The organism is Idiomarina sp. Sol25, from assembly GCF_033052775.1.
Taxonomy (GTDB): Bacteria; Pseudomonadota; Gammaproteobacteria; order Enterobacterales; family Alteromonadaceae; genus Idiomarina.
In genome coordinates this window covers 84,793-110,329 of the sequence record NZ_JAUPEW010000003.1, presented here as the reverse complement: position 1 = coordinate 110,329, position 25,537 = coordinate 84,793, and the positions used below count along the sequence as shown (strand labels likewise).

Genomic DNA, 25,537 nt, shown 5'->3' with positions numbered 1-25,537 from the left:
AAACTGTCGGCAAAGTTGCTTTAGATCAGGATAGAGATAATGAGCCCCGATGAACTGCATTTGCAAATACGAAATTTGCGGCTGGAAGATTACGAACAGTTAAAAGAATTAATGGATGCTGTCTACACAGACATAGGCGGTTCCTGGAGCCAATTCACCATAGAAAAGTTGATAAAAGATTTTTCCGAAGGTCAGTTTTGTCTGGAGGATAATGGTCGCATTGTCGGTGTGGCCTTAACGGTTAAGGTGGCCTACACCAAGTTTTCTAATCCTCACGCCTATGACGACTTAATTGGTCACAGAGAGGCGATTCTTAATAATAAAAAAGGTGACGCGCTCTATGGGCTGGATGTATTAATTCACCCGGAGTATCGCGGTTACCGTCTGGGACGCCGCTTGTACGATGCACGTAAAGAATTGTGTCGGCAGGCGAACCTGCGCGCTATTCTGGCTGGTGGTCGTATTGTCAATTACCACAAATATGCAAATGAACTGACGCCAAGTCAGTATCTGGATAAAGTGCAGCGGCGTGAGATTTATGACCCCATTCTGACCTTTCAACTGGCGAATGACTTTAGTGTAAAACGCCTGTTGGGCAAGTATCTCCCGGAAGATAAGAAATCTCGCGGCTTTGCGACTTTACTGGAGTGGAATAACTTTTTGTACGAGCCTTCAGACAACATTCTGACAACCCGTATTCAAAATGTTCGTGTGGGCGCTGTGCAGTGGCAAATGCGCTCGGTGACGTCGGTAGAAGAACTGCTGAAGCAAGTGGAATACTTTGTTGATGCTCTGTCGGGTTACCAAAGTGATTTTGCCGTGTTTCCTGAGTTTTTCAATGCGCCGTTAATGGGACTCACTGACCAGAGCCAGCAAATGGATGCGATTCGCTTTCTGGCTGGGTACACCGATTTGTTTAAGCGTGAAATGTCGCAAATGGCAGTTAGCTATAACGTCAATATTATTACTGGATCGATGCCGGTGCAGGACGGAGATAGTATTTATAACGTCTCGTATTTGTGTCGTCGCGATGGTTCTGTAGAAGAGCAGTACAAACTCCATATTACCCCGCACGAAAAGCGTGATTGGGTTATTGAAGGCGGCAACGAAGTCAAAGTGTTCGATACTGATGCCGGACGCATTGGTATTTTAATTTGCTATGACGTGGAGTTCCCTGAATTGGGTCGCATAATGGCAGACGAAGGATTAGAAATTCTGTTTGTACCGTTCTGGACAGATACGCGTAATGCCTATCTGCGTGTACGACATTGCGCCCAGGCTCGTGCGGTAGAAAACGAGTGTTATGTCGTGATTTGCGGCAGTGTCGGTAACTTGCCTGAAGTGGAAAGTCTGGATGTGCAATATGCGCAATCGGCAGTATTTTCTCCGTCGGACTTTGCTTTCCCGCACGACGCAATCATGTCGGAAACCACGCCAAACACGGAAATGCTAATGTTCTCAGACTTAAATCTGGATGAGCTGCGTTATTTGCACCATGAAGGCTCGGTGACGAATAAAAAAGATCGTCGTACGGATATCTACGAAGTGTCACGTAAACGGATGAGCTAGGGCATTTAGAACAAGGCTAAACGGCACCATTGGCTGGCATCGATATAAAGCTGGCCAATGTCCGTGCCGTTCAGTTTTTGTTTTAGCGGGTGTTTATCCAGAGCGTCCCACTCGCCGCGCTCATAAAGCTCTGTCATTTGCAGCAGATACCCCCACACACCCTCGCGGGCTTTCAACGCTTTGGTAATGTCTTTAGAAAGCGGAAGCTGTTTAAGCACATCGTTCATCGACAGTCCCAGTATAATATCCAATAAAGACAGCATACCCGTTAAAAAGGCACTGGAATGATGTTTCTCACTCAGAACTTCAACGGTGACTAACTCCATGAATCGGGCGCGGGTAACCGATTTTATAGTGAGTTCTTCGGGTTGCCCTGCAGCTACGTTGGCTAACACCACAAGCGTAACAAAACGACGAATTTCGGTAGTACCCAAATAGACCAGGGCATGCTGAATATTCTCAATCTTTTTGCGCCCGCCGTGGAGAGCGCTGTTCACCAGTTTAAGTAAGCTATAAGTGAGTGATAGGTCATGCTCAATCGCTTGTCGTATGGCATCTAAGTCGAGCTCTTTCTTATGCGCTTCAGATAACAATGACAGCATACTAATGTGGTTAGGCGAAAGAGATTTTTGCCGGACTATTTGGGGTTTCTCGAAGAAAAAACCCTGAAAATAATCAAAGCCTAACTCCAGGCAACGTTCGAACTCGTCACGGGTTTCAACCCGCTCCGCGAGCAGTGGAACGCCCTTTTGCTTAAAGAAGCGAATTTTTTCGTCAAGCTCTAAACCTTGCTCCTGGATATCAACTTTCACCATGTTGATCATGGGAATGAGAGGCTCCCATTGCCCGGCAAAATCATGATCATCCAATGCAATTCGGTAACCTTTTGCGCGAGTGGCATTGCATGCTTCCAGTAAAGGCGCATCAACGCCTACGGTTTCCAGCAGCTCTACCCAAACGGTGCGGGCGTTGAGAAAGGAAGGGAAGTCATTTAGCAAGGTACGAGCATGAAAATTGATAAACGCCTGCTTTCCCATACAAAGCGTTTGAATATTGCCCAGTAAATGCTGCTGCAAAAGCAGTTTAGAAGTGGCTTCGTTAGGATCAATATTCGGGAAGCTGTTTTCAGTGCTGTTGCGGAATAGCAGTTCGTAACCAAAAACCTTTTGGTCTCTGGTTAAAATAGGTTGTCGTGCAATGTAGGAGTACGACATTGTTACTCTTGTCTTCCTTGATGGCGCATAGGGTTAGTTCTGGCCGATTCTCTCGGGTATACTGCTTATATCTAGTCCTATTTTCATAAAAAAGCAATGAGTCCTGAACGATATCAACGAATTAACCAAATGTTAGACAAACGTCAGCCAGATCTGACAGTTGTCATGGAAAACGTGCATAAAAACCATAATTTATCTGCGGTTGTTCGCTCAGCAGACGCGATAGGCGTACATGAAATGCACGCGATATGGCTGACCAAAAAGGCGCGTTTGTCGGGTGGTACCGCACTGGGCAGCCAAAACTGGGTGAAAATCCACAATCATAAATCCGTTGGTGAAGCGCTTGAGGCAACTCATGGACAAGGCATGCAAGTTGTAGTGACTCACCTTTCGGAACATTCGGTGGATTTTCGTGAAGTGGACTACACCAAACCAACCGCTATTCTGCTGGGGCAGGAAAAATACGGGGTCACCGACGAAGCTTTGGATATTGCTGATCATCACGTAATGATTCCTATGGTAGGCATGGTACAGTCACTGAATGTCTCTGTGGCTGGCGCGGTGATGTTGTATGAAGCGCAGCGTCAGCGTGAACTGGCCGGGTTGTACGATAAAGCGCATGTGAGTGCCGAAGAACGACACCGGATACTGTTTGAAGGTGGTCATCCGATTTATGCTAAGGCGTGTAAACGTAAGAATATGCCTTACCCGGAGCTGGATGAAAACGGACAAATTGTCGCTGATGAAGCCTGGTGGCTGGCGATGCGCGCAAGATAAGGAGCAAAGGTGGCGGTAAAAGGGCTGCAGCACATTCCACTGACGGTACTGAAAGGCGTGGGCGAAAAGGTTGCGATTAAGCTGCGCAAGCTGGGCTTAGCCTCTATCAGTGATGCACTTTTGCATCTGCCGCTTCGGTACGAGGACCGTACCCAGGTCAGTGACGTTGCAAATTTGCGTGCGGGTGTGGCGACCAATGTTCTGGTGACTGTACGGCACGCTGACATCAAGTACGGTCGTAAGCGCATGCTGATTTGTCAGGCCAGTGACGAAACGGGCAGTATCAGTCTGCGCTTTTTTCAATTCAGCGCCGCTCAGTTAAAACAATTTTCTCAGGGCACCCATTTATTAGCTTTTGGTGAAGTGCGCCGTGGCATGACGGGCTGGGAGATGATCCACCCGGAATACCGAGTGGTCAAAGCGGGGGAGCCATTGACTATGCAGGAGACCCTGACGCCGGTCTACCCAATGACAGAAGGTGTGACTCAAGGGTTATTGCGTAAAATCATCGAGCAGGCACTAACTTACCTTCAGCCCGGCTCTGTACCCGAGCTTTTGCCGGAAAACTTAAGGCCTCATCAACTTTCTCTGGAGCAGGCCATTCTGACTCTGCACCGGCCACCGATAGATGTTCCTCTGGCCCTACTGGAGCAAGGGGAGCATCCGGCGCAGCAGCGGCTGGCATCGGAAGAACTGATTGCGCATCAGTTAAGTTTATTGCAATTGAGACAGTCCCGGCAGGCTCAGGCGGGCTTTACTATAAAAGGCAATGGTGCTTTACAAGAGGCATTTTTAAAACAGTTGCCGTTTTCACCCACTGGCGCGCAGGCAAGAGTGGTGAAAGAAATTACCAGCGATATGTCACTAGGCCAGCCAATGATGCGGTTAGTGCAGGGCGATGTCGGTTCAGGAAAAACTCTGGTCGCAGCACTGAGTGCTCTGGCAGCCATTGAAGCTGGATATCAGGTGGCTTTAATGGCGCCGACCGAGCTTCTGTCTGAGCAGCACGCCATTACTTTTAGCCAGTGGCTGATGCCGCTGGGCATTAATATCGGTTGGTTGAGCGGCAAGTCGAAAGGTAAGGCCCGTCGGGAGCTACTGACTCAGTTAAAACAAGGGGATATCCACTTACTGGTTGGCACCCATGCGTTGTTTCAGGCGGATGTTGAATATCAGCGTCTGGCATTGGTTATTATTGACGAACAGCACCGTTTTGGTGTGCACCAACGGCTACAATTACGCGAAAAAGGCGTTCAGGCGGGTGTGCACCCTCATCAGTTGATTATGACCGCAACACCCATCCCGAGAACTTTGGCTATGACGGCCTATGCCGATCTTGCCACCTCGGTAATTGATGAACTACCACCCGGTCGCACACCCGTTACCACGGTCGCCATTCCGGATACCCGAAGGGAGCAAATTGTCGAGCGTGTGCGAGAGATCTGTGCAACTGAAGGCCGTCAGGCGTATTGGGTCTGTACACTTATTGAAGAGTCCGATGTACTTGAATGTCAGGCGGCAGAAGACACCGCCAATGACTTGCAGGAGCAGCTACCGGGCTTAAGTATTGGATTGGTGCATGGCCGGCTCAAGCACGAACAGAAAGAACAGGTCATGCAGGCGTTTAAAGCGGGTGATATTGACCTATTAGTCGCAACGACGGTCATAGAGGTTGGAGTGGATGTTCCCAACGCGTCACTTATGATCATTGAAAATCCGGAGCGGCTGGGCTTAGCTCAGTTACACCAGTTGCGAGGCCGGGTTGGCCGGGGCTCGGTAGCCAGCCATTGCGTGCTGTTGTATCACAGTCCGTTATCGCAAACAGCGCAACAGCGTCTGGGTGTTTTACGCGAAAGTAACGACGGTTTCGTGATTGCGCAGCGCGATCTGGAAATTCGTGGGCCGGGTGAATTGCTGGGTCATCGGCAGACCGGGTTAGCGGAATTAAAAGTGGCCGACTTAGAGCGCGATGAAGCGTTAATACCAGAAGCCCAAAATATTGCTCAGCACGTATTAGAGTATTATCCGCAAAGCGCAGAAGCGCTAATTGAACGTTGGTTACCGCGTCGTGATCACTATGCTCAGGTGTGATCATCAAGTACACTAGTACAAAATCAGTTCGGGATAGTTAAATGAACGATAAAAACGAAGAATCCATTGATTTTGGGTACCAAAAAGTCGCCCGTAATCAGAAAAAAAACTTGGTTGCTGATGTCTTTCAATCGGTAGCGGCAAAATACGATGTTATGAACGACTTAATGTCGTTGGGTATTCATCGTTTATGGAAGCGTTATACCATTGATTGCAGTGGTGCTCGCCGTGGTATGAAAGTATTGGATATTGCCGGCGGAACCGGCGATTTAACGGCACAGTTCTCACGCCGTGTCGGTGCTGAGGGCGAGGTTGTGCTGGCCGATATTAACGACGCCATGCTGAAAGTGGGTCGTGACAAGCTGCGTGACATTGGTGTTATCGGTAATGTTCGTTATGTGCAGGCTGATGCCGAAGAGTTGCCTTTTGATGACAATACGTTCGACGTTATTACCATTGCTTTTGGTTTGCGCAATGTGACCGACAAAGACAAAGCTTTACGCTCTATGCTGCGGGTACTGAAACCTGGCGGTCGGCTACTGATACTTGAGTTTTCTAAGCCGGTATCGGCTACCTTGAATCAGGTGTATGACTTTTATTCGTTCAATATTTTGCCAAAAATGGGCCAGGTTGTTGCTAACGACTCTGACAGCTACCAGTATTTGGCGGAGTCTATTCGTATGCACCCGGACCAGGAAACACTGAAGTCAATGATGGAAGCTGCTGGCTACGAAAAAGTCGACTACCAGAACATGACTGGTGGCGTGGTCGCACTACACCGAGGGTATAAGTTCTGATGACGTTATTACCGCTTATTCCAATTTTGTTGGTCGAGAAGTTAGCAAACAATGTGCTGCACCGGGACCCGGAATCGGCGGAACGTTTGCAGCGGTTAGACGGCAAGCGCCTGCGCTTTCATCTGAAGGAGCTGCCCTTTGAAGTCACTGTGAGTGTCGATGCCCACGGTGTTCAGCTCAGTACCTCCGATGACAGCGACGTAGACTGCCGTATCGCAACAGAAATGGGTGTCATACCGGAGCTGCAGGATACCGCTAACCTCACGCGCCTGATAAAAGCAGACTTACTGGATATTGATGGTGACCCCATGCTGGCGCAACAAGTGGTCAGTTTGTTTAAGTCGTTAAATGTTGACTGGGAAGCCGAGCTCGCGAAATCCGTTGGTGATGCGCCTGCCTACTGGCTGGGTAAGCTGTGGCGACGCAGCCGCGAGCAGGTGAAAACACACTGGCAACAGCAGCAGCGCTGGGTGCATGGTGTGTTGACCGAAGAGAAGAAATTATTACCGGTAAGAGCTGAATTTGACCAGTTTAAAACCGATTTACAACAGCTGCGGGCTCAAATCGAGCGCCTTGAACGCCAGTGTCGTGATAAGAAGGGTTAATGATGCGGACGCGTCGCTTTTACAAAATTACCAAAACACTACTGAGTTACGGGCTAGATGATCTCATCCCTGCGCGTTGGTTGCCCTGGACGATTCGTTTAGGCCGCCATGCTTTTTTCTGGTTACCCAATAAGCATAAAGACAAACCTGCCGGTGTGCGTTTAAGACTGGCACTGGAAGAGCTTGGCCCGGTCTGGGTCAAGTTCGGCCAAATGCTCTCAACCCGCCGCGACTTATTACCGCCTGATATTGCAATTGAGCTGGCACGCCTGCAGGACAAAGTGCCTCCTTTCGACGGTCATGCCGCACAGCGTATTATCGAAAAGTCCTTAGGTTTGCAGAGCATTAACGACTGTTTCACAGATTTTGACACAACGCCTTTAGCCTCGGCGTCAATTGCTCAGGTGCACACTGGGAAACTGAAAACCAGAGACGGTGAGCTAACGGATATTGTCATAAAAGTTATTCGTCCGGATATTCGTGAAACGATTAACGCCGACCTGCAGTTGATGGAAACCCTGGCGTCGGTAGCTGCGCACCATTTGCCGGACGGGCGGCGCTTAAAGCCTAAAGAAGTAGTGAAAGAGTACCGCAAAACCTTGCTGGATGAGCTGGACTTAATGCGCGAAGCCGGGAACGCGATACAGCTCAAACGCAACTTTGAAAACTCAGACTTGCTTTATATTCCGGTGGTTTACAGTGACTACAGTCGCCACAACGTGATGGTCATGGAGCGTATTGACGGCATTCCGGTGAGCGATATTGCTACACTGAAAGCCCGCGGCGTAGATATGAAAAAACTGGCAGAGCGGGGTGTTGAAGTCTTTTTCACTCAAGTGTTCCGCGACAGCTTTTTTCATGCCGACATGCACCCTGGCAACATTTTTGTGGCGAAAGATGATCCATTGAACCCGCGCTACATCGGTATTGATTTTGGTATTGTCGGAACTTTAAACCGCGACGACAAACGTTATTTAGCTGAAAACTTTTTGGCATTTTTTAACCGCGATTACCGAAAAGTGGCAGAACTACACGTTGATTCAGGCTGGGTACCCAAACACACCAATATTGAAGAGTTTGAGTCGGCCATAAGAACGGTTTGTGAACCTATTTTTGAGAAACCGTTAGCGGATATCTCGTTCGGACATGTGTTGGTTAACTTATTCAATACAGCTCGACGCTTCGAGATGGAAGTACAGCCGCAGTTGGTTTTGCTACAGAAAACCCTTTTGTACATTGAAGGTTTGGGGCGTCAGTTGTACCCGGAACTGGACTTATGGAAAACGGCCAAACCTTTCCTTGAGCGCTGGATGAAGGAGCAGTTAGGTTGGCGTGCAATTGTGCGGTCGGTAAAAGAAAACGCGCCGTACTGGGCGGAAAAATTGCCGGAAATGCCAATGATGCTGTATGAAAACCTTCGCCAACAACATAATATTGATGAGCGCGAGCGAGAGTTACGTAAGCAGCAATTGCTAACTCAAAGACAAGCATCGACGTCGCTTTTCTGGACAGTGTTAACGGGCAGCGGCTTAATTTGTACGACATTGCTCTGGAATCAGACTGAGCTTTCAGACGTGACTATTGGAGCGGGTATTGTCACGGTTCTTTTGGGCCTTATGGCCTGGCGGACTCGTCCGAAAACAAAGAATAGTGAATTTGTTTAACTTAAACGGTAGGAAATAACATGGGTGTATCACCTTGGCAGTTACTCATCTTGTTGGTCATTGTTGTATTGCTGTTTGGCACCAAGCGTCTGCGTGGCCTGGGTTCAGACTTAGGTAATGCGGTAAAAGGCTTTAAAAAGTCTATGGGCGACGAAGATGACAGCAAAGAGAAAGACGACTCTTTGCAGCACAAAGAAGAACATGACAATAAATCGAATTCGGACAAATCCGGGAAATCTTAAATGTTCGATATTGGTTTCTGGGAGTTATTACTTATTGCGATAGTCGGTCTGCTGGTGCTTGGTCCCGAGCGCCTGCCTTCGGCTATTCGCGGCTTTCAGAGAACCCTGTCGAGTATTAAACAGTATTCTCAAAAAGTACAAAACGAGCTTGACCACGAATTGCGGATTAAAGAGCTGCACGAACATTTGAAACAAGCCGAGAGTCAGGACCTTGAAAATTTAAGTCCGGAACTGCAACGCTCGCTAGTCGAATTAAGAAGTGCGGCAGAAGAGGTTCAGCGACCCTATTCTAAGCCAGATTCGAAACCCAAAGAAAAAACCGGAACCGATGTGGGTAAAGGTAATGAGTGACTCCCCTTTATTAAATCACTTGCTGGAGCTCAGAAACCGGCTATTACGCTCGGTGTTGGTTATTCTGGTTGTGTTCGCAGCGCTCGCTTACTTTGCCAATGACATTTACCATTTTGTCGCCCAGCCGCTACTGATGAACATGCCGGTGGGCTCGCAAATGATCGCCACAGACGTTGCCGCACCTTTTTTCACCCCTTTTAAGTTAACGCTGGTTGTGGCGCTGGCGCTTAGCGTTCCCTATTTACTGTGGCAAATATGGGGTTTTATCGCACCGGGCTTGTATGGTCGCGAGAAGCGCCTGGTCATTCCGCTGCTGGCTACCAGCACGTTGTTGTTTTATGCCGGTATTGCCTTTGCCTATTTTGTGGTTCTGCCTCTTGCCATGGCATTTTTCAGTAGTGCTGCGCCGGAGGGGGTCACTGTTGCTACCGACATTTCCCGCTATCTGGACTTTATTCTGGCGATTTTCGTTGCCTTTGGTATTGCCTTTGAAACGCCGGTTGCCATTATGCTGCTGATCTGGACCGGCACCTGCACCCGCGAATCATTGGCAAAAAAACGGCCTTATATTATTGTTGGTGCGTTCGCTATTGGTATGTTGCTAACCCCTCCCGATGTTATTTCCCAAACGTTACTGGCAATACCTATGTGGTTGTTGTTTGAGTTAGGTTTACAAGTTAGCCGTTGGTATACACCCACCCAACAGGAAGACGACGATGTGGTTTGATGCCGGTGTCAATTTAACCAACAAACGGTTGTTGAGCGATCTGGACGGAGTGATGGCTCGTGCCGAGCAGGCTAATGTGCAAAAGCAGTTGATTATATCAACCTCTATTGAAGAGGCGGAGCAAGCCGTTAAATTGTGCCAGCAGTTTCCTGACAAGTTGCTGATGACCGTGGGTATTCACCCTCACGACGCCGGCGAGGTGTCAGCGAATTACAAAAAACAGTTACGGGAATTGGCCGGACAGCCCTGTGTTGTCGCTATTGGTGAATGCGGTCTGGATTTTAACCGGAATTTTTCTCCCCGCGATGCACAGGAAAAGGTATTCGTTGCTCAAATTGAGCTGGCTAATGAGTTAAATCTTCCACTGTATTTGCACGAACGCGATGCAATTGACCGCCAAATAGAGCTGTTAAACCAGTATTGTGATGACTCAACGCCCTGCTTAACTCACTGCTTTACCGGTGGCGCCGAAGCGCTGAACCGTTATGCTGAGCGAGGCCATTGGTTTGGCATTACCGGCTGGGTGTGTGATGAGCGACGTAACCAAGAACTGGTGTCAGCTTTGCCTTACCTGCCTCTGAACAGGCTGGTACTTGAAACGGATGCGCCGTTTTTATTACCGCGGGGGCTGAAGCCGCGACCTAAAATGAATGAGCCTGCGCTTTTGCCGGTAGTTGGGGAGGCTCTGGCCAACTATCTTGAGGTGTCGGTACAGCATTTAGCCGAGCTGACCTATGCGAATACGGAACGGTTTTTCGGGCTGGGAGAGAACAGTGACTAAAGCTTCCGGAGTAAGTGCATTGCAGTGGCTATTTTTGGTTCTCGTGGCTCTGCTTTTTTCTGCATCCGCTGCTGTGGCGCAAATACTTCCCGAAAGCCAGTCAGAGCTGGCAATTGAATACACTAACAGCCAGCAAAATCTGGACTTAGAAACCGCAAAAAACTTACCTTCAACTGATTGGCGCAAACTCGATACAGACCGGGCATCCTTTGGTTACACCAGTGATGAATATTGGTTTCGTTTTAAACTCGATGCTAAACCTTATGACCGTATTTTGCATATTGCCTACCCTTTGCTCGATGAACTGACCGTTTATATCATGAGCCCGGAGGGGGTAAGAACTTATCGGATGGGTGACACTTTGCCGTTCAATGAGCGTCCAATACCAACGTCAGAATTTGCGGTTCCTTTACCCACCGACATCGGCGGTGAAATTTATATTAAAACTAATACGCAAAGCTCAATGCGCCTGCCTATCGCTGTACGTACCGAAGCTGATTTTTTTGAGACGCAAATGAACCGTCGTATTGCCGAAGGAATTTACTTTGGTGTACTGCTTTGTATGGCGGTTTATAACCTTTTCGGTTTTATTGCGTCGCGCGAGCCTGAATTTGGTGTGTATTCGCTTTACACGCTATTTTTTGCCGGCTTGATGTTGTCATTAGAGGGGCTTGGCTTTCATTACTTATGGCCTAACTCCCTGTATTTACAGGATAAAGGAATTCCAATATTTGGCAGTCTCACCTTTCTAACCGCTGCCTTTTTTGCTTATCAGCTCCTCGAACTAAAACGTTACCGATACACCTGGGGTCGCGGGCTAATGGTGATGGCCTTCCTCTCAGCCGTCAGCCTATTAATTGCTATTTTTGCCAGTTATCGGGTCAGTATTCACATCCTGCTGAGCCTGGCTATTCCTGGTTGTCTATTTTTGCTGCTGGTTGGCGTGTATCTTTGGCGTAAGGGCTTTTTATATGCGCGTATCTTCACTCTTGCCTGGTGCAGTTTGCTAATTTCTGTGGTCGCTAACTCGTTGGGTTATCTTGGAATTATCGACAGCATGTTTATTCAGCGTCATGCCATCATGATAGGGTCAGGCATTGAAATTTTGCTGCTCTCCTGGGTTCTGGCCGTACGCTACAGCGAACAACGTAAAGAGCGCCTACAGGCTGAGCAACGTCATAACCGCGAGCTGGAAGAGAGTGTCGATGAACGCACTTTTGAGCTACAAATTGCGTTACGCGAACTTCAGGACGTTAATACTGAACTGGAGCAGAAGAGCATCGAAGATCCTTTGACTGGCTTGCATAACCGCCGTTATTTTCAGCAGCACCTGGAACGTGAGCTGCGGCGCACACTGCGGCGCGAGTTACCGCTTGCGTTATTAATGATTGACGTCGACCACTTTAAACCCGTGAACGATACCTATGGTCACCTTGCTGGAGACCAGATTTTGCAACAGCTGGCAAAATTAATGCAGCAACACGCTAAGCGAGCCGGGGATATTGTCTGTCGTTATGGTGGTGAAGAGTTTGCCATTATCTTGCCGGAAACCGACCTTCAGGAGGCGGAAACTTTTGCCAGTCAGTTGCTGGAAAAGGTTCGTAATACCGAGTTTAAAACCGATGCCGGCTTGCTTAAGATCACGCTGAGTATTGGTGTGATCTCCACCAGCGTGCGTATTTTTGATAATGTGGATGAAATTTTTAAAGCCGCAGACGATGCGCTATATGCCGCCAAACATAAAGGCCGCGACAGATTAGCGGTGCAGTAACCCATCAGGAGTGAAGAATGACAAATCAAGGTGCTTTTCCGGGCAGACGCCTAAGACGTTTACGCCGCCACGATTTTAGCCGGCGGCTGGTGGCAGAAAACCAGTTGAGCGTGGACGATTTAATTTACCCTATGTTTGTTCTCGAAGGTGAGAACCAGCGTGAGCAGGTCAGTTCAATGCCTGGCGTTGACCGTGTGAGTATCGATCTGTTGTTGCAAGAATGCGCTCAGTTGGTTGAATTCGGTATTCCTATGGTTGCTTTATTCCCGGTAACGCCTGCTTCAGCTAAGTCGGAGATGGCTGAAGCGGCTTATGATGAGAACGGTCTGGCTCAGCGTGCGGTCAAAGCCATAAAAGCCAAGTTTCCGGAGCTAGGCGTAATGACCGATGTGGCTTTGGATCCTTTTACAACTCACGGGCAAGACGGCATTCTTGATGGCAGCGGTTACGTGATCAATGACGTTACCACTGAGGTTTTGGTAAAGCAGGCAGTGTCTCACGCGCGAGCCGGAGTAGATGTTGTAGCTCCGTCGGACATGATGGACGGGCGCATTGGCGCTATTCGTTCAGCACTGGAAGCTGAAGGCTTTATCAACACTCAAATTATGGCGTATTCGGCTAAATATGCCAGCGCGTTTTACGGCCCATTCCGCGACGCGGTCGGCTCTGCCGGAAACCTGAAAGGGGCTGACAAAAAGACCTATCAGATGGACCCGGCTAATTCAGACGAAGCCCTGCAGGAAATTGGACTGGATATACAGGAAGGCGCTGACATGGTGATGGTGAAGCCGGGCATGCCTTATTTGGACATTGTACGCCGTGCAAAAGACACTTTTGGCGTGCCGACTTTTGCGTACCAGGTCAGTGGTGAATACGCCATGCTCCAGGCTGCCATTAAAAATGGCTGGCTGGGTCAGGACGTTATTGAAGAAAGTTTGCTGGGTTTCAAACGAGCCGGTGCTGACGGTATTTTAACGTATTTTGCAAAATCGGTAGCTGAACGTCTTACAACGAATAAACGCTAAGCCGTAATTTCATTGGCAAGTTGCGCGAGTAAACCCTCGCGTAACGCGCCGGAAGTCACTTCAAAATCGCTCACACTAAGTACCTTCAGCACAGCCAAAAGTATGGTGATTCCGCCCATTAGAACAGCGCGGCGGTCATCACGTAATCCGGCAAAATTCAGACGCTCAATTTGCCCCTGCCGGATACAACGCTGAATCAGTTCACTTAACCAGCTTTGACTAAGCCCTGGCTGTTTTTCCGCCGCCGCTATTTCGGTAAGTGCACGAAAAGTACCTGATGCGCCAAGAACCCGCAGCCAACCATGTTGCTTATAATCAGCGGCGTAGAGCGTAATAAGCTTCGTAGCGGCCTGAATAGCTAGCTCTACGTTATCCGGGGTAATTTGTCCATCTTTAAAGAAACGGTTTTGAAACACCACACAGCCCATATCCAGACTGTTAAGCACATTAGCCTGGGTTCCATTACCGGCGACAACCTCTGTACTTGCACCGCCAATATCAATAACCAGAACGTTATCCCGGCATTGCGACGCACTACAAACTCCCGCATAAATGAATTCAGCTTCACGCTCGCCGGTAATAACTTCAATAGGGAAGCCTAATGTCGACTCAAAGCGCGCAAGAAGTTCTTTCTGATTACTGGCTTTGCGCAGCGCTGCAGTTGCTACCGCTTTTACTGCAAAGGGCTGGAAGCGTTTCAGCTCTTTGGCAAACAGAGTAAGACAATCTATGCCACGGGAAATGGCAGCGTCGTCTATGCTGTCATTGTCGCCCAAGCCGTCGGCTAGACGAACTTTCTGTTTACGCTGGGAAAGAATCCGGGGCTTAGGAAAGAAGCCCGTCATTGAAACTTCTGCCATCAACAGGTGGAAACTGTTGGATCCCATGTCGATGGCAGCAAGTTTGCGCTTTTTGGCTGGCATATTACGACGCGTTGCGCGGAGGCCCTGAGCGACGGCCGCGAGGTTTGCCCTTGCCTCCTCCGCCTGAGTTATGGCGACGACGGCGCTGAATTGGACGTGGACGTCGCAAATCAGACAGCAGAGCATCGCCATCGTATTTGGTGACCGGAATGGTGTGACCAATGTAGTCTTCAATAGCCGGTAAATTGTATACGTACTCTTCACACGCCAGGCTTATTGCGGCGCCACTCTCTCCTGCACGACCTGTGCGGCCTATACGGTGAACATAATCTTCGCAGTCATCCGGTAAGTCGAAGTTATACACATGAGTCACTTCAGGAATATGCAGGCCACGTGCGGCGACATCGGTAGCGACTAGAAAGTCGAGCTTTCCTTCGGCGAAGTCTTCCAGAATGCGTAAGCGCTTTTTCTGCGGAACATCGCCAGTTAACAGACCTGCGCGGTGTTCGTTTGCGACTAACCAGCCATGTACCTTTTCGCAACCGTGCTTGGTGTTGGCGAAAACAATGGCTTTATCCGGCCAGTCTTCCTCAATCAGCGTAAGTAATAGCGGAAACTTTTCTGGCTTAGAAGGATAAAACAGTTCTTCAGTTACCCTTGTCGCCGTTTTTTGTAACGGCTCCACTTCGAGTTTAGTCGGTGCATTCATATGCTCGTAAGCCAGTTCCTGCACACGATAAGACAATGTTGCAGAGAACAGCAGATTCAGCCGCTTGGATGGATCCGGCATTTTTTGCAATAAATAGCGAATGTCATCAATAAAGCCAAGATCGAACATGCGGTCGGCTTCGTCCAGCACCACAACTTCAATGTCTTTAAGACTGAATAGACCCTGCTTATAAAAGTCGATAAGGCGACCAGTGGTACCGACCAGTATGTCTGGTTGTGCCGCTAGTTGTTCTTTTTGACCTTCGTAGCCTTCGCCGCCGTAAATCACGCCCATTTTCAAGCCGCAATGCTCAATAAGGGCATTAGCATCGTGCGCTATTTGAATAGCGAGTTCCCGAGTCGGTGCCATAATCAGTGCGCGTGGGCCCGATTCGGTTTTTTCGGACGATTCGTTCTGCATTAAGCGGTTGAAAGTAGCCAGCAGAAATGCCAAGGTTTTGCCTGTACCTGTCTGAGCCTGACCAGCAACATCGCGGTTAGACAGAGCAACGGGCAGACTTAACGCCTGAATTGGAGTACAATACTCAAATCCGGCACTGGATATTGCTTGCTGGATTTTGGGGTGAAGCGCCAAATCAGCAAAGCGAGTTTCTGTAAGATGTTTTTTAGTCATAAGTTATAAGCATATCAGTTTGCGCTTGTATTCAAAAACAGAAATAATACTATTCTAATATTTCCACGCGAAGAAAGTAGCGGAGAGTACCATGAGTGACGTAATAGTTCAGCTAAGTGATGACAGTTTTGATGCTGATGTCATAAATTCCGATAAACCCGTATTAGTCGACTTTTGGGCTGAGTGGTGTGGGCCATGTAAAATGGTAGCACCTATTCTTGATGACATTGCCAGCGAGTACGCTGATAAATTAGTTATTGGTAAGCTGAACGTCGACCACAATGAACAAACCCCACCTAAATACAATATTCGTGGCATTCCAACGTTACTGTTGTTTAAAGGCGGCGAAGTTGTCGGAACGAAAGTGGGCGCATTATCACGTGCTCAACTGACTGAGTTTTTAGACCAGCACATTTAATGATTGTCAAAAAACGGCGTGTTAAGCGCCGTTTTTGTTGAGAAAACTGGACGAATCGCTTTTTTGGTGATAACTTCTGCTCATTAACTGTTCATTCGGGTTCACCAACTCCACCGGTTAGCCTGTTTTTAAATGAAACGTCTGTTTCTGGTTTCGCACTTCGCGAATTCCGAAAGTTCCAATTGTTTTACTTTCTAGAGTCAAATTAAAAAAGGCTTTGTGTTCAATCGATAACTCGAAAACCCTCCTATGAATCTAACAGAACTTAAAGATAAACCCGTAAACGAGCTAGTTCAGCTCGCGGACTCAATGGGTCTTGAAAATATGGCCCGCTTGCGCAAGCAAGACATCATTTTCGCTATTTTAAAAGCGCATGCTAAAAGTGGTGAAGACATTCACGGCGGCGGTGTGCTGGAAATTTTGCAGGATGGCTTTGGCTTCTTGCGTTCAGCCGACTCGTCCTACCTGGCTGGACCAGACGATATCTACGTCTCGCCAAGTCAGATTCGTCGCTTTAACCTGCGTACGGGTGACACAATTGGCGGGAAAATTCGCCCACCGAAAGACAGCGAACGTTATTTTGCCCTGCTGAAAATTCGTGAAGTGAACTTCGACAAGCCTGAAAACTCCCGCAATAAAATCTTATTTGAAAACTTAACGCCGCTACACGCGGAAGAGCGTTTTCATTTAGAGCGCGGTAATGGCAGCAAAGAAGATATCACTGCACGAGTACTGGATTTATCAGCGCCAATTGGTAAAGGTCAACGTGGTCTTATTGTCGCGCCACCTAAAGCGGGTAAAACCTTATTGCTGCAGAATATAGCGACTTCTATTGCAGCGAATCATCCCGATGCAGAACTGATTGTACTATTGATTGATGAGCGTCCGGAAGAAGTCACCGAAATGCACCGTCTGGTGCATGGTGAAGTCGTTGCTTCCACCTTTGATGAACCAGCCAGCCGCCACGTTCAGGTAGCGGAAATGGTTATCGAAAAAGCCAAACGTCTGGTTGAGCATAAGAAAGACGTGGTGATTTTGCTCGACTCCATTACTCGTTTAGCCCGTGCTTATAACACCGTTATTCCAAGCTCCGGAAAAGTCTTAACCGGTGGTGTGGATGCCAACGCATTGCACAAACCTAAGCGTTTCTTTGGTGCTGCGCGTAATGTAGAAGAAGGTGGTAGTTTAACCATTATTGCAACCGCGCTTATTGATACCGGCTCGAAAATGGATGAAGTCATCTACGAAGAGTTTAAAGGTACCGGCAACATGGAGCTGCACCTGAACCGTAAGTTGGCCGAACGCCGTGTGTTCCCTGCAATTGATTTCAACCGTTCAGGTACGCGTCGTGAAGAGTTGCTGACCACGCCGGACGAGCTGCAAAAAATGTGGATCCTGCGTAAAATCATGCATCCCATGGGCGAAGTTGAGGCCATGGAATTTTTGATTGACCGTTTGCAGATGACCAAAACCAATGACGAATTCTTCGAATCGATGAAACGTCAACGCAACAGTTAAGTGGCGTATGAAATATCAAGATCTGCGTGATTTCATCGCGCTCCTCGAGGAGCGCGGTGAACTGAAACGCATCCAACAAGAAATAGACCCCTACCTCGAAATTACTGAAATATCAGACCGTACGTTAAAAGCACAAGGTCCGGCCTTATTGTTTGAAAACGTGAAAGGCCATGATATGCCGGTTTTAGCTAATTTATTCGGCACCCCAGACCGGGTGGCTTTAGGTATGGGTCAGGAGTCGGTGACCGCCTTACGGGATGTGGGGAAATTGCTGGCCTTTTTAAAAGAGCCGGAGCCTCCTAAAGGCTTTCGCGACGCGTTGAATTTACTGCCTAAGTACAAAAAAGTGCTGAGCATGTCGCCAAAAAGCATTAAAAAGGCGCCATGTCAGCAAGTGGTTATGAGCGGCGATGATGTTGACTTAACAAAGTTGCCGATTCAGCATTGCTGGCCGGGCGACGTTGCACCGTTGGTTACCTGGGGGCTTACGGTCACTCGTGGTCCGCATAAAGAACGCCAGAACTTAGGTATTTATCGCCAGCAACTCTTGGGTCCGAATAAGCTCATTATGCGCTGGTTGTCGCATCGCGGTGGCGCACTGGATTTCCAGGATTGGTGCCAGCAGCATCCGGGCGAAAAGTTCCCGGTGTCAGTTGCTTTGGGTGCTGATCCTGCAACTATTTTGGGCGCGGTAACACCGGTGCCCGATAGCTTGTCGGAATACGCCTTTGCCGGATTGTTGCGCGACAGCAAAACCGAAGTAACACAGTGCCTCAGTAATGATTTACAAGTACCGGCGCACGCTGAAATTATTCTGGAAGGTTACATAGAGCCGGGCGAAATGGCGCCGGAAGGCCCTTATGGCGATCATACCGGCTACTACAACGAAGTGGATGAGTTTCCGGTGTTTACCGTGACTCATGTTACCCATCGTAAAGATCCGATTTACCACAGCACCTATACCGGACGTCCACCGGACGAACCTGCCGTGCTGGGCGTTGCTTTAAATGAAGTGTTTATTCCGTTACTGCAAAAACAATTCCCTGAAATTGTCGATTTTTATTTGCCACCGGAAGGCTGTTCGTACCGTTTGGCCGTAGTCACTATGAAGAAGCAGTACCCGGGTCATGCGAAGCGCGTGATGATGGGTGTCTGGTCTTTCTTACGTCAGTTTATGTACACCAAATTCGTAATTGTGTGCGACGACGACGTGAATGCGCGTGACTGGAAAGATGTTATCTGGGCTATGACAACCCGGATGGATCCGGCACGCGATACGACCCTGGTCGAAAATACGCCTATAGATTATCTCGATTTCGCTTCACCGGTTTCGGGACTGGGCTCGAAGATGGGAATGGACGCCACCAATAAATGGCCGGGTGAAACCGACCGTGAGTGGGGCGAGCCAATAGTCATGAGCGACGAGGTAAAACAGCGTGTTGACGAGCTGTGGGACGAACTGAACATTATGGAGTCGTGAATGAGTCAACAAATGACCTGTAAAGCTGAAATTTCGCGCCAGTTGGCCGATGCTGTGTGGGAAGTGCGTTTGCAACTGCCGCAACCGGTTGAGTTTAAAGCAGGCCAGTACCTTATGGTGATGATGGGCGAACGCGATAAGCGGCCTTTTAGTATTGCGTCGTGCCCGTCCATAAAAAGTGAGTGGTTACTTCATATAGGCGCCACGCCGGACAACAGCTATGCAATGGAAGTCTTGGATAAAGTGCGTGCCGATGGGGAATTAGAAATTGACGCGCCAGATGGTGTGGCTTTTTACCGTCAGGAAAACACTAAGCCGGCAGTGTTAATTGCTGGTGGCACCGGTTTCTCTTACACCTATTCTATCTTGCAGCAACATTTACGTTTGTCGCCAGAGCGGCCTCTGACACTTTACTGGGGTGCAAAAAGCTTAAGCGATCTGTATTTGCATGACGAACTGGAACGCTTAGCAGGCCAGTACGAGCACTTTGATTACCACCCGGTCGTCGAAGACGCGGATAATAACTGGGCTTATTCTATAGGTTTGGTGCATCACGCGGTTATGGCTCGTGAGCAAAGTCTGCCTGAATGTGAAATTTATATGGCTGGCCGCTTTGAAATGATACGCGTTATTCGCGACGATTTTGTCGCTAAAGACGTACCGTTAGAAAACCTTTACGGCGACGCTCTGTCCTTTATTTAATTGCACTGAAAGTAAATTTGTTTAACTAACAAGCTGCGTTATACTGACGCCGCTTTACCAAGGGGTGCCGGCAACGGCTGAGATGCATTAGCGAACCCTTAAAACCTGATCCGGTTAATACTGGCGTAGGGATGGTAGAAAACCCGTCTAATTACAGCCTTACCGGATCGTTTCTGACTCTGTTGTTTTGAGGAAATGATCCATGAAAATAATCAATTCATATTTAGCAGCCAGCATCGCCGCTGCGTTATCCAGCGTTCCCGCTTTTGCCTTTGCAGCAGAAGACACACAAGATACAAAAGACATCGAGATTATTGAAGTGAGTGGTGACTTTCATCGCCGCACCTTAAACGAAACCACCAGTAGTGTTTCAATTATTGATGAAGATGCGATGCAACAGCGTCACTCGCAGCATTTACAAGACACGCTGAACAGCTTTGCGAACGTGAATTTTTCTGGTGGTACTTCTACCGCTCGCTTTATTCAAATTCGTGGTATTGGCGAACGCTCTCAGTTTGTTGATCCGGTCACTCCTTCTGTGGGCTTGCTAATAGATGGTATTGACTACAGTGGTTTAGGCAGTGCTGCGTCTTTGTTTGATATTAATCAGGTGGAAGTTTTTCGCGGTCCGCAAAGTGGACGCTTTGGTGTAAACGCTATGGCGGGTTTATTGCTTCTGGACAGCACCGCACCGAGCAGCGATTTTAATGGCCAGTTTCAGTTATCAGCAGGCAACTATTCCGAAGCGATGGGCGGCCTGGCTATGGGCGGTAGCCTAGGGGCATTAGGTAATGCGCGTTTCTCGGTCAGTCAGTTTCAGCAAGACGGCTACATTGAAAACACCTACCTTGAACGCGACGACACGGAACAGCGAGATGAACTGACTGCGCGCTTCAAATTGGATACCGAGCTCAGTAAAGACTGGCTGCTGCAAACGGTTCTGCATTATAACGATGTCGACAATGGCTACGATGCGTTTAGTCTCGACAATACTCGCGAAACTTTGTCCGACGAGCCGGGTTATGATCGTTTAGAAAGTCAGGCGTTGCGCCTGCAGCTCAGTTACCTGGGTTTTGACAATAGCCGTCTGGAAATGTCTGTTAACTACCTGGATGCAGACACCGGCTACGCTTACGACGAAGACTGGACTTATAAAGGTATCGCACCGGGCTGGGAATACTCGGCTTTTGACGCGTACCTCCGCGACCGTGACGACAAAACCGCGGAAGTTCGCTGGGTATCCGACGAACCCGAAAATCTGTTTGGTGTTGATAGCGAATGGGTTTTAGGTTTGTACTATTACGATAAGTCGGTACAACTGACGCGCGACTATTTTAACTGGGATTTAGGCCAGCCAAGTATTTTCAACAGCGACTATGACAGTAAAAATGCGGCTATCTACGGTGAGTTGACTCAGCATTGGAGTGACCGCGTTAGTACCATCACTGGCTTGCGGGTAGAGCGTTATGACAACGACTACCTCGACAGTCGTGGTATTACTGCGGAGCCTGAAGATACCATGGTGGGAGGTAATTTCAGTGTTCGTTACCAGGCGTCTAACGACAGTTATCTGTACGCGACACTCGCACGCGGTTACAAAGCTGGCGGCGTTAACGGCGAAGCTTTAGGTAAGGCCAAAGATCAGGAGCTGGAAGAAGTAGAAAATTATTTATTAGACCGCTCAACCTATTCTCCTGAAGTCCTCTGGAGTACCGAGTTTGGTGTAAAAGGGCGGAGTGCAGATGGACTGCTAACATCGAGAGTAAGTGCATTCTATCACTGGCGAGACGACGTTCAGTTAAAGAGTTGGGTTAATCGCAATAAGTCTTTCGTTGGTTATATTGAGAACGCCGCTGAAGGCACAGGCTATGGTCTGGAAGCGGAAATTCGTAATCAGTTTACGGACTGGTTGGCGATTTTTGCTTCGGCCAGTTGGTTACAAACCGAAATTGAAGGCTTTGTCACTGAAGATGGCACCGATATGACCGGGCGGGAGCAAGCGCAAGCGCCTAATTACCAGTTGAATATTGGCTTCGAGGGCTGGTTGGGCGAAAACTTCCAGTGGGTGATTCAGGCCGATGCGAAAGACGAGTTCTACTTCTCCGACTCGCATAACCAGAAAGCGGACAGCATGGCAGTGCTGCACCTTGCGCTGAACTATCATTACCAGGATTGGCACTTTAGCGTGTGGGGGCGTAATTTAACGGATGAAGACTACGAGGTTCGAGGTTTTTACTTTGCCAACGACCCCCGAACTGGTTATGAAAATGAAGAAACTTACGTTCAATACGGTGAGCCACGTCGTTTTGGTATCACTGTGAGTAAATCGTTTTAAAGGGGATAAGTATGCAAATCTCAGTAGAAATGTCACTGTATCCACTGGCTGAAAATTATCTGGATACGATTACAGACTTCATTTCGCGTTTGAATCAGCATTCAGAACTAACGGTGCTGACCAATACCATGAGTACGCAAATTTTTGGTGAAATGCAGGATGTTATGCGGATTCTGAGTGACGAAATGGAGCTGCTTTTTCAGAATGTCCCTTCAAATGTTCTGGTTTGTAAGTTTATTAATAAAGACCTGAGGCCGGATAATGTCTGAATCTTTGCTCGAGTCCTGGCTTGAGCAGTTGATGGTCAGCTCCCCTTGGGAGCTGACGGCTTTAGTCATGGCTTTGGGATATTTAGTGCTGGCGGCGCATCAGCGCCAGTGGTGCTGGGCTGCGGCGGCGGTTAGCTGTACTATTTACGCTGTCTTGTTCTGGCAAGGTAAGTTGTATATGGAGTCTTTGCTGCAAACAATCTACATTGCGTTAGCCGGCTATGGCTGGTGGCAATGGCAGCGTCAGCAAAGCGCTGCAAAAGAGAGTCCTGATGGCGCCAAATACCCGCTTCGCTGGCACCTGCTGCAATGGGCGTGGCTGGTTCCTCTGGCTGCAGCTATTGCTTATTTACTTTCGACTTATACCGACGCAGACGCGGTATGGCTCGATACTTACACCACTGTATTCAGTTTGCTGGCCACCTGGCTGGTTACCAAAAAAGCGTATGAAACCTGGTGGTACTGGCTGGTTATAGACAGTGTTTACGTTTATTTATACGCCAGCAAAGGCTTTGTTGCCACTGCCTTGCTGTTTGTGGTTTATCTGATACTGGTAATTTATGCCATGTGGCGTTGGCGTCATGACATTTCGCTGAAATCTGCGAGTGAAGCGGGGTGATTCGTCGGCCCCGCGAAATACAGGAGCTGGCTTCAGGGCAGTCCAACCAAACGTTATGGTTGCGCACAAAGACTGAAGATTATGTATTAAAACGTTGGCGCTATGAACAGGTGTTCGCGGTTGATCGTGAACTTGAAGTATCCATACAAAAAGAGCTGGCGCAGCAGACTCTTGCCCCCGACGTTTTTGATTACGATGTTGAGCAAGGCTGGCTTTTACAACCTTACTATCAGGCTCCGTCTTTACAGCAAATGACGCTGTCGCCTTTGAGTAAAGCCACCGTACTGGCTGAAACACTGTCAAAAATCCACAATACACGAGTCGATATCCCGGCCTGGTCTATGACTGAGCGGGTAGAGCATTATTTGCAACAGCTGCGTTCGGTCAATTCGGCAGTTGCCGGGCAAATGAGCCAAAAATTGGCACCGATGCAACCCTTGTTAGAAGACTGGCTCAGTTATCCGGTGTTATGCCATAACGATTTATCGATGAATCATATTTTAATGACTGAGCCTGTCCGGGTTATTGACTGGGAATACGCGGGTATTGGTCACCCCTTGTTTGATATTGCCAGTGCAATTGTTGTGAACGAACTCAGTGACGATGTGGCCGTTCAGTTAATAGCCGAGTACGAAAGAGTAGCCCATTATCAAATTGACCGGCAACGTTTGGCACAATGGTGTGAGTTTGTGGAATGGCTGAATAAAGTATGGCAGCATCTATTTCGACACTTTTCTTAAAGCGAACACATTGCCATGACTGATAAAAAATTGACTGAACGCGTTTACGGCTACTTAGCTGAAGACGAAGACGCTCGCGTCTGTAAAGATATTCCTGAGTCCGCCTGTAAAGAGCAACCGCGTTCATTCGTTTTGATGTTGTTATCGTTAACTTTGACTAAACTGGGTGATAGCTTAGTCAGTGCGCGCCTTGTGTTGCCGTGGATGTTGAGCTCGTTAGGTGCCCCGGCAATGTTTATTAGTGCTTTAGTGCCTTTACGGGAGTCTCTGGCTTTATTGCCGCAACTTTTCGTTGCTCAAAAGCTACGAGAGCAACCGGTACGTAAATGGTTCTGGGTTGCTGGCAGTATTGGTCAGGCCGTCTCGTTGTTGGCTATGCTGTTTGCGGTAGCAACTTTAGATGGATCTGCACTGGGCTGGTCCGTGGTTGTTTTACTGGCAATATTCAGTTTGTCGCGGGGCATCTGTTCTGTCGCGAATAAAGATGTGACCGGCAAAACGGTGTCTAAAACGCGCCGTGGGCGAATGTCCGGTGTCGCGGCTTCTGCTGCCGGATTACTCACGCTGCTAAGCGCAATGATTATTATATTTGCACCTGATATGGAAGGTCAGCGCTCGCTATTTGTTGGGCTACTGGGGGCCGGTGTTGTGCTTTGGTTTGCTGCGGCTTTACTTTATGCGGGCATTCCTGAGGTTGCCGGTGCAACCGAGGGTGGCGGTAACGCGCTGACCGAAGCGCTCAAATCGATGTCTTTGCTGTGGCAGGATAGTCAGTTTGGACACTTTGTCATTTCACGGGCATTACTGGTCGCCGCCGCTTTTGCTATTCCATATATTGTGGTTTTAATTCAGCGTGAAGGTGAGTCTGAACTGACCAGCCTGGGCAGTTTAATGCTTGCGAGTGGACTTGCCGGCTTATTGGCTGGGCGCTTTTGGGGTCGTTGGTCCGATTCTGCCAGTCACCATGTGATGGCGGCAGCTTCCGTTATGTCGACTCTGGTCATATCCGTTGCGCTGGCGCTTTACTACTGGATACCGGGAGCCTTGGGCGCGCAGTGGATCGCGGCATTACTTTTATTCAGTTCGGCGGTTGCGCATCATGGAGCACGAGTTGGCAGGAAAACCTATCTGGTTGATATGGCAACGCAAGATAATCGGGCGCAACTTACCGCGGTGTCTAATACAGTGATGGGAGTTGTACTTTTAGCTGGTTTGTTACTGGGGTGGGTCGATGCTGCTTATGGCGTTGCTGCTGTTTTATGGGTACTAGGAGCTATTGGCGTACTAGCGACTTTCACAGCTTTAAGATTGCCAGACGTATCAGGTAATACGTCTGGCTAACCACGTTTACCAGGTTATTTTCCACGAATAACCGCGTAAAGACCAACAATGACTGCGGCAACACCACCAATTAAATACCAAATGGTGTTGTCAGTTGGCTCATTTGTCGCCATTTCTGACACGCTAGAGGCAATTGATTGTGAGGCCTCATACGAGAAATACAATAAAATAGCGCCAACAACTAATAGAACAATACCTACGATACGAGTCATAAAGTCTTCCTTTTGTTGTGTTTACAACTTACCAATATAAAGCACTCTGTCAGATCCGCAAGTTTCCTTATAAATAAGGATTTA

At 48.4% G+C, this 25,537-nt stretch carries 25 protein-coding genes and 1 riboswitch; of the genes, 21 read left to right on the top strand and 4 right to left on the bottom strand.

All coding sequences use genetic code 11. The features are described 5' to 3' along the window. The first annotated feature begins 39 nt into the window (after positions 1-39). On the top strand, positions 40-1,569 hold the full coding sequence (locus Q5L94_RS06445; RefSeq protein ID WP_317497627.1) for a bifunctional GNAT family N-acetyltransferase/carbon-nitrogen hydrolase family protein: 1,530 nt from the start codon (positions 40-42) through the stop codon (positions 1,567-1,569). A gap of 5 nt (positions 1,570-1,574) precedes the next feature. Here Q5L94_RS06445 and Q5L94_RS06440 read toward each other — a convergent pair whose 3' ends face one another. Further along, complete coding sequence (locus Q5L94_RS06440; protein WP_317497626.1) at positions 1,575-2,783, bottom strand: EAL and HDOD domain-containing protein; 1,209 nt, start codon at positions 2,781-2,783, stop codon at positions 1,575-1,577. A gap of 96 nt (positions 2,784-2,879) precedes the next feature. Here Q5L94_RS06440 and trmH point away from each other — a divergent pair, with 96 nt between their 5' ends. The 11 genes from trmH to hemB are packed head-to-tail and all read left to right on the top strand — an operon-like array spanning position 2,880 to position 13,614. Next, entirely contained in the window at positions 2,880-3,560 is a 681-nt protein-coding gene (gene trmH, locus Q5L94_RS06435; protein WP_317497625.1) for a tRNA (guanosine(18)-2'-O)-methyltransferase TrmH, read from the top strand. Positions 3,561-3,569: 9 nt separating this feature from the next. Further along, a complete protein-coding gene (gene recG / locus Q5L94_RS06430; RefSeq protein ID WP_317497624.1) occupies positions 3,570-5,651 on the top strand; it encodes an ATP-dependent DNA helicase RecG in 2,082 nt (693 codons plus the stop codon). Positions 5,652-5,692: 41 nt separating this feature from the next. Next, complete coding sequence (gene ubiE / locus Q5L94_RS06425) at positions 5,693-6,448, top strand: bifunctional demethylmenaquinone methyltransferase/2-methoxy-6-polyprenyl-1,4-benzoquinol methylase UbiE (protein WP_317497623.1); 756 nt, start codon at positions 5,693-5,695, stop codon at positions 6,446-6,448. Continuing rightward, complete coding sequence (locus Q5L94_RS06420; protein WP_317497622.1) at positions 6,448-7,053, top strand: SCP2 domain-containing protein; 606 nt, start codon at positions 6,448-6,450, stop codon at positions 7,051-7,053. Before ubiE ends, Q5L94_RS06420 begins: the two co-directional genes overlap by 1 nt. A gap of 2 nt (positions 7,054-7,055) precedes the next feature. Continuing rightward, positions 7,056-8,717: a ubiquinone biosynthesis regulatory protein kinase UbiB gene (gene ubiB / locus Q5L94_RS06415; RefSeq protein WP_317497785.1), complete on the top strand. Its 1,662-nt coding sequence runs from the start codon at positions 7,056-7,058 to the stop codon at positions 8,715-8,717. A 20-nt stretch (positions 8,718-8,737) separates the two neighbouring features. Beyond that, entirely contained in the window at positions 8,738-8,959 is a 222-nt protein-coding gene (gene tatA / locus Q5L94_RS06410) for a twin-arginine translocase TatA/TatE family subunit (RefSeq protein WP_317497621.1), read from the top strand. Beyond that, positions 8,960-9,310, top strand: a complete 351-nt coding sequence (tatB, locus tag Q5L94_RS06405) for a Sec-independent protein translocase protein TatB (protein ID WP_317497620.1) — start codon at positions 8,960-8,962, stop codon at positions 9,308-9,310. After that, entirely contained in the window at positions 9,303-10,037 is a 735-nt protein-coding gene (gene tatC, locus Q5L94_RS06400; RefSeq protein WP_317497619.1) for a twin-arginine translocase subunit TatC, read from the top strand. The genes tatB and tatC overlap by 8 nt, the downstream gene beginning before the upstream one ends. Beyond that, a complete protein-coding gene (locus Q5L94_RS06395; RefSeq protein ID WP_317497618.1) occupies positions 10,027-10,818 on the top strand; it encodes a TatD family hydrolase in 792 nt (263 codons plus the stop codon). The genes tatC and Q5L94_RS06395 overlap by 11 nt, the downstream gene beginning before the upstream one ends. Continuing rightward, on the top strand, positions 10,811-12,589 hold the full coding sequence (locus Q5L94_RS06390; RefSeq protein WP_317497617.1) for a diguanylate cyclase: 1,779 nt from the start codon (positions 10,811-10,813) through the stop codon (positions 12,587-12,589). Before Q5L94_RS06395 ends, Q5L94_RS06390 begins: the two co-directional genes overlap by 8 nt. A 17-nt stretch (positions 12,590-12,606) precedes the next feature. Further along, on the top strand, positions 12,607-13,614 hold the full coding sequence (gene hemB / locus Q5L94_RS06385) for a porphobilinogen synthase (protein ID WP_317497616.1): 1,008 nt from the start codon (positions 12,607-12,609) through the stop codon (positions 13,612-13,614). Here hemB and Q5L94_RS06380 read toward each other — a convergent pair. Next, positions 13,611-14,537 (bottom strand): Ppx/GppA family phosphatase, encoded by a 927-nt coding sequence (locus Q5L94_RS06380; protein ID WP_317497615.1) that lies wholly within the window; start codon positions 14,535-14,537, stop codon positions 13,611-13,613. The genes hemB and Q5L94_RS06380 overlap by 4 nt on opposite strands. Position 14,538: 1 nt before the next feature. After that, entirely contained in the window at positions 14,539-15,819 is a 1,281-nt protein-coding gene (gene rhlB, locus Q5L94_RS06375) for an ATP-dependent RNA helicase RhlB (RefSeq protein ID WP_317497614.1), read from the bottom strand. A gap of 91 nt (positions 15,820-15,910) precedes the next feature. On the opposite strand from rhlB, the gene trxA reads away from it, so the two are divergent. The 9 genes from trxA (at position 15,911) to Q5L94_RS06330 (ending at position 25,241) form a co-directional block, all read left to right on the top strand. Continuing rightward, the gene (trxA, locus tag Q5L94_RS06370; RefSeq protein ID WP_011235588.1) at positions 15,911-16,237 is read left to right on the top strand and encodes a thioredoxin TrxA; all 327 of its coding nucleotides are present in this window, start codon (positions 15,911-15,913) and stop codon (positions 16,235-16,237) included. 249 nt (positions 16,238-16,486) lie between these two features. Next, complete coding sequence (rho, locus tag Q5L94_RS06365) at positions 16,487-17,755, top strand: transcription termination factor Rho (RefSeq protein ID WP_011235587.1); 1,269 nt, start codon at positions 16,487-16,489, stop codon at positions 17,753-17,755. A 7-nt stretch (positions 17,756-17,762) separates the two neighbouring features. After that, positions 17,763-19,235: a 4-hydroxy-3-polyprenylbenzoate decarboxylase gene (ubiD, locus tag Q5L94_RS06360; protein ID WP_317497613.1), complete on the top strand. Its 1,473-nt coding sequence runs from the start codon at positions 17,763-17,765 to the stop codon at positions 19,233-19,235. Further along, on the top strand, positions 19,236-19,937 hold the full coding sequence (fre, locus tag Q5L94_RS06355; protein ID WP_317497612.1) for an NAD(P)H-flavin reductase: 702 nt from the start codon (positions 19,236-19,238) through the stop codon (positions 19,935-19,937). It begins immediately after the preceding gene. A gap of 50 nt (positions 19,938-19,987) precedes the next feature. After that, positions 19,988-20,086: riboswitch (TPP riboswitch) on the top strand. 53 nt (positions 20,087-20,139) lie between these two features. Next, positions 20,140-22,272, top strand: a complete 2,133-nt coding sequence (locus Q5L94_RS06350) for a TonB-dependent receptor (protein ID WP_317497611.1) — start codon at positions 20,140-20,142, stop codon at positions 22,270-22,272. A gap of 11 nt (positions 22,273-22,283) precedes the next feature. Then, positions 22,284-22,541 carry a YkoF family thiamine/hydroxymethylpyrimidine-binding protein gene (locus Q5L94_RS06345; RefSeq protein ID WP_317497610.1) on the top strand — a complete coding sequence of 86 codons (258 nt, stop codon included), beginning with the start codon at positions 22,284-22,286 and terminating at the stop codon, positions 22,539-22,541. After that, entirely contained in the window at positions 22,534-23,160 is a 627-nt protein-coding gene (gene pnuC, locus Q5L94_RS06340) for a nicotinamide riboside transporter PnuC (protein ID WP_317497609.1), read from the top strand. The genes Q5L94_RS06345 and pnuC overlap by 8 nt, the downstream gene beginning before the upstream one ends. Further along, on the top strand, positions 23,157-23,900 hold the full coding sequence (locus tag Q5L94_RS06335) for a phosphotransferase (RefSeq protein WP_317497608.1): 744 nt from the start codon (positions 23,157-23,159) through the stop codon (positions 23,898-23,900). Before pnuC ends, Q5L94_RS06335 begins: the two co-directional genes overlap by 4 nt. Positions 23,901-23,915: 15 nt before the next feature. Next, positions 23,916-25,241, top strand: a complete 1,326-nt coding sequence (locus Q5L94_RS06330) for an MFS transporter (RefSeq protein WP_317497607.1) — start codon at positions 23,916-23,918, stop codon at positions 25,239-25,241. A gap of 14 nt (positions 25,242-25,255) precedes the next feature. Here Q5L94_RS06330 and Q5L94_RS06325 read toward each other — a convergent pair whose 3' ends face one another. After that, positions 25,256-25,453: a DUF3185 family protein gene (locus tag Q5L94_RS06325; RefSeq protein WP_011235579.1), complete on the bottom strand. Its 198-nt coding sequence runs from the start codon at positions 25,451-25,453 to the stop codon at positions 25,256-25,258. Positions 25,454-25,537: the final 84 nt, after the last annotated feature.

Excerpts from the sequence above, each read along its gene's own strand:
- Q5L94_RS06445 (WP_317497627.1), top strand. The coding sequence starts at position 40 with ATGAGCCCCGATGAACTGCATTTGCAAATACGAAATTTGCGGCTGGAA.
- Q5L94_RS06440 (WP_317497626.1), bottom strand. The coding sequence starts at position 2,783 with ATGTCGTACTCCTACATTGCACGACAACCTATTTTAACCAGAGACCAA.
- trmH (WP_317497625.1), top strand. The coding sequence starts at position 2,880 with ATGAGTCCTGAACGATATCAACGAATTAACCAAATGTTAGACAAACGT.
- ubiE (WP_317497623.1), top strand. The coding sequence starts at position 5,693 with ATGAACGATAAAAACGAAGAATCCATTGATTTTGGGTACCAAAAAGTC.
- Q5L94_RS06420 (WP_317497622.1), top strand. The coding sequence starts at position 6,448 with ATGACGTTATTACCGCTTATTCCAATTTTGTTGGTCGAGAAGTTAGCA.
- ubiB (WP_317497785.1), top strand. The coding sequence starts at position 7,056 with ATGCGGACGCGTCGCTTTTACAAAATTACCAAAACACTACTGAGTTAC.
- tatA (WP_317497621.1), top strand. The coding sequence starts at position 8,738 with ATGGGTGTATCACCTTGGCAGTTACTCATCTTGTTGGTCATTGTTGTA.
- tatB (WP_317497620.1), top strand. The coding sequence starts at position 8,960 with ATGTTCGATATTGGTTTCTGGGAGTTATTACTTATTGCGATAGTCGGT.
- tatC (WP_317497619.1), top strand. The coding sequence starts at position 9,303 with ATGAGTGACTCCCCTTTATTAAATCACTTGCTGGAGCTCAGAAACCGG.
- Q5L94_RS06395 (WP_317497618.1), top strand. The coding sequence starts at position 10,027 with ATGTGGTTTGATGCCGGTGTCAATTTAACCAACAAACGGTTGTTGAGC.
- hemB (WP_317497616.1), top strand. The coding sequence starts at position 12,607 with ATGACAAATCAAGGTGCTTTTCCGGGCAGACGCCTAAGACGTTTACGC.
- Q5L94_RS06380 (WP_317497615.1), bottom strand. The coding sequence starts at position 14,537 with ATGCCAGCCAAAAAGCGCAAACTTGCTGCCATCGACATGGGATCCAAC.
- rhlB (WP_317497614.1), bottom strand. The coding sequence starts at position 15,819 with ATGACTAAAAAACATCTTACAGAAACTCGCTTTGCTGATTTGGCGCTT.
- trxA (WP_011235588.1), top strand. The coding sequence starts at position 15,911 with ATGAGTGACGTAATAGTTCAGCTAAGTGATGACAGTTTTGATGCTGAT.
- rho (WP_011235587.1), top strand. The coding sequence starts at position 16,487 with ATGAATCTAACAGAACTTAAAGATAAACCCGTAAACGAGCTAGTTCAG.
- ubiD (WP_317497613.1), top strand. The coding sequence starts at position 17,763 with ATGAAATATCAAGATCTGCGTGATTTCATCGCGCTCCTCGAGGAGCGC.
- fre (WP_317497612.1), top strand. The coding sequence starts at position 19,236 with ATGAGTCAACAAATGACCTGTAAAGCTGAAATTTCGCGCCAGTTGGCC.
- Q5L94_RS06350 (WP_317497611.1), top strand. The coding sequence starts at position 20,140 with ATGAAAATAATCAATTCATATTTAGCAGCCAGCATCGCCGCTGCGTTA.
- Q5L94_RS06345 (WP_317497610.1), top strand. The coding sequence starts at position 22,284 with ATGCAAATCTCAGTAGAAATGTCACTGTATCCACTGGCTGAAAATTAT.
- pnuC (WP_317497609.1), top strand. The coding sequence starts at position 22,534 with ATGTCTGAATCTTTGCTCGAGTCCTGGCTTGAGCAGTTGATGGTCAGC.
- Q5L94_RS06330 (WP_317497607.1), top strand. The coding sequence starts at position 23,916 with ATGACTGATAAAAAATTGACTGAACGCGTTTACGGCTACTTAGCTGAA.
- Q5L94_RS06325 (WP_011235579.1), bottom strand. The coding sequence starts at position 25,453 with ATGACTCGTATCGTAGGTATTGTTCTATTAGTTGTTGGCGCTATTTTA.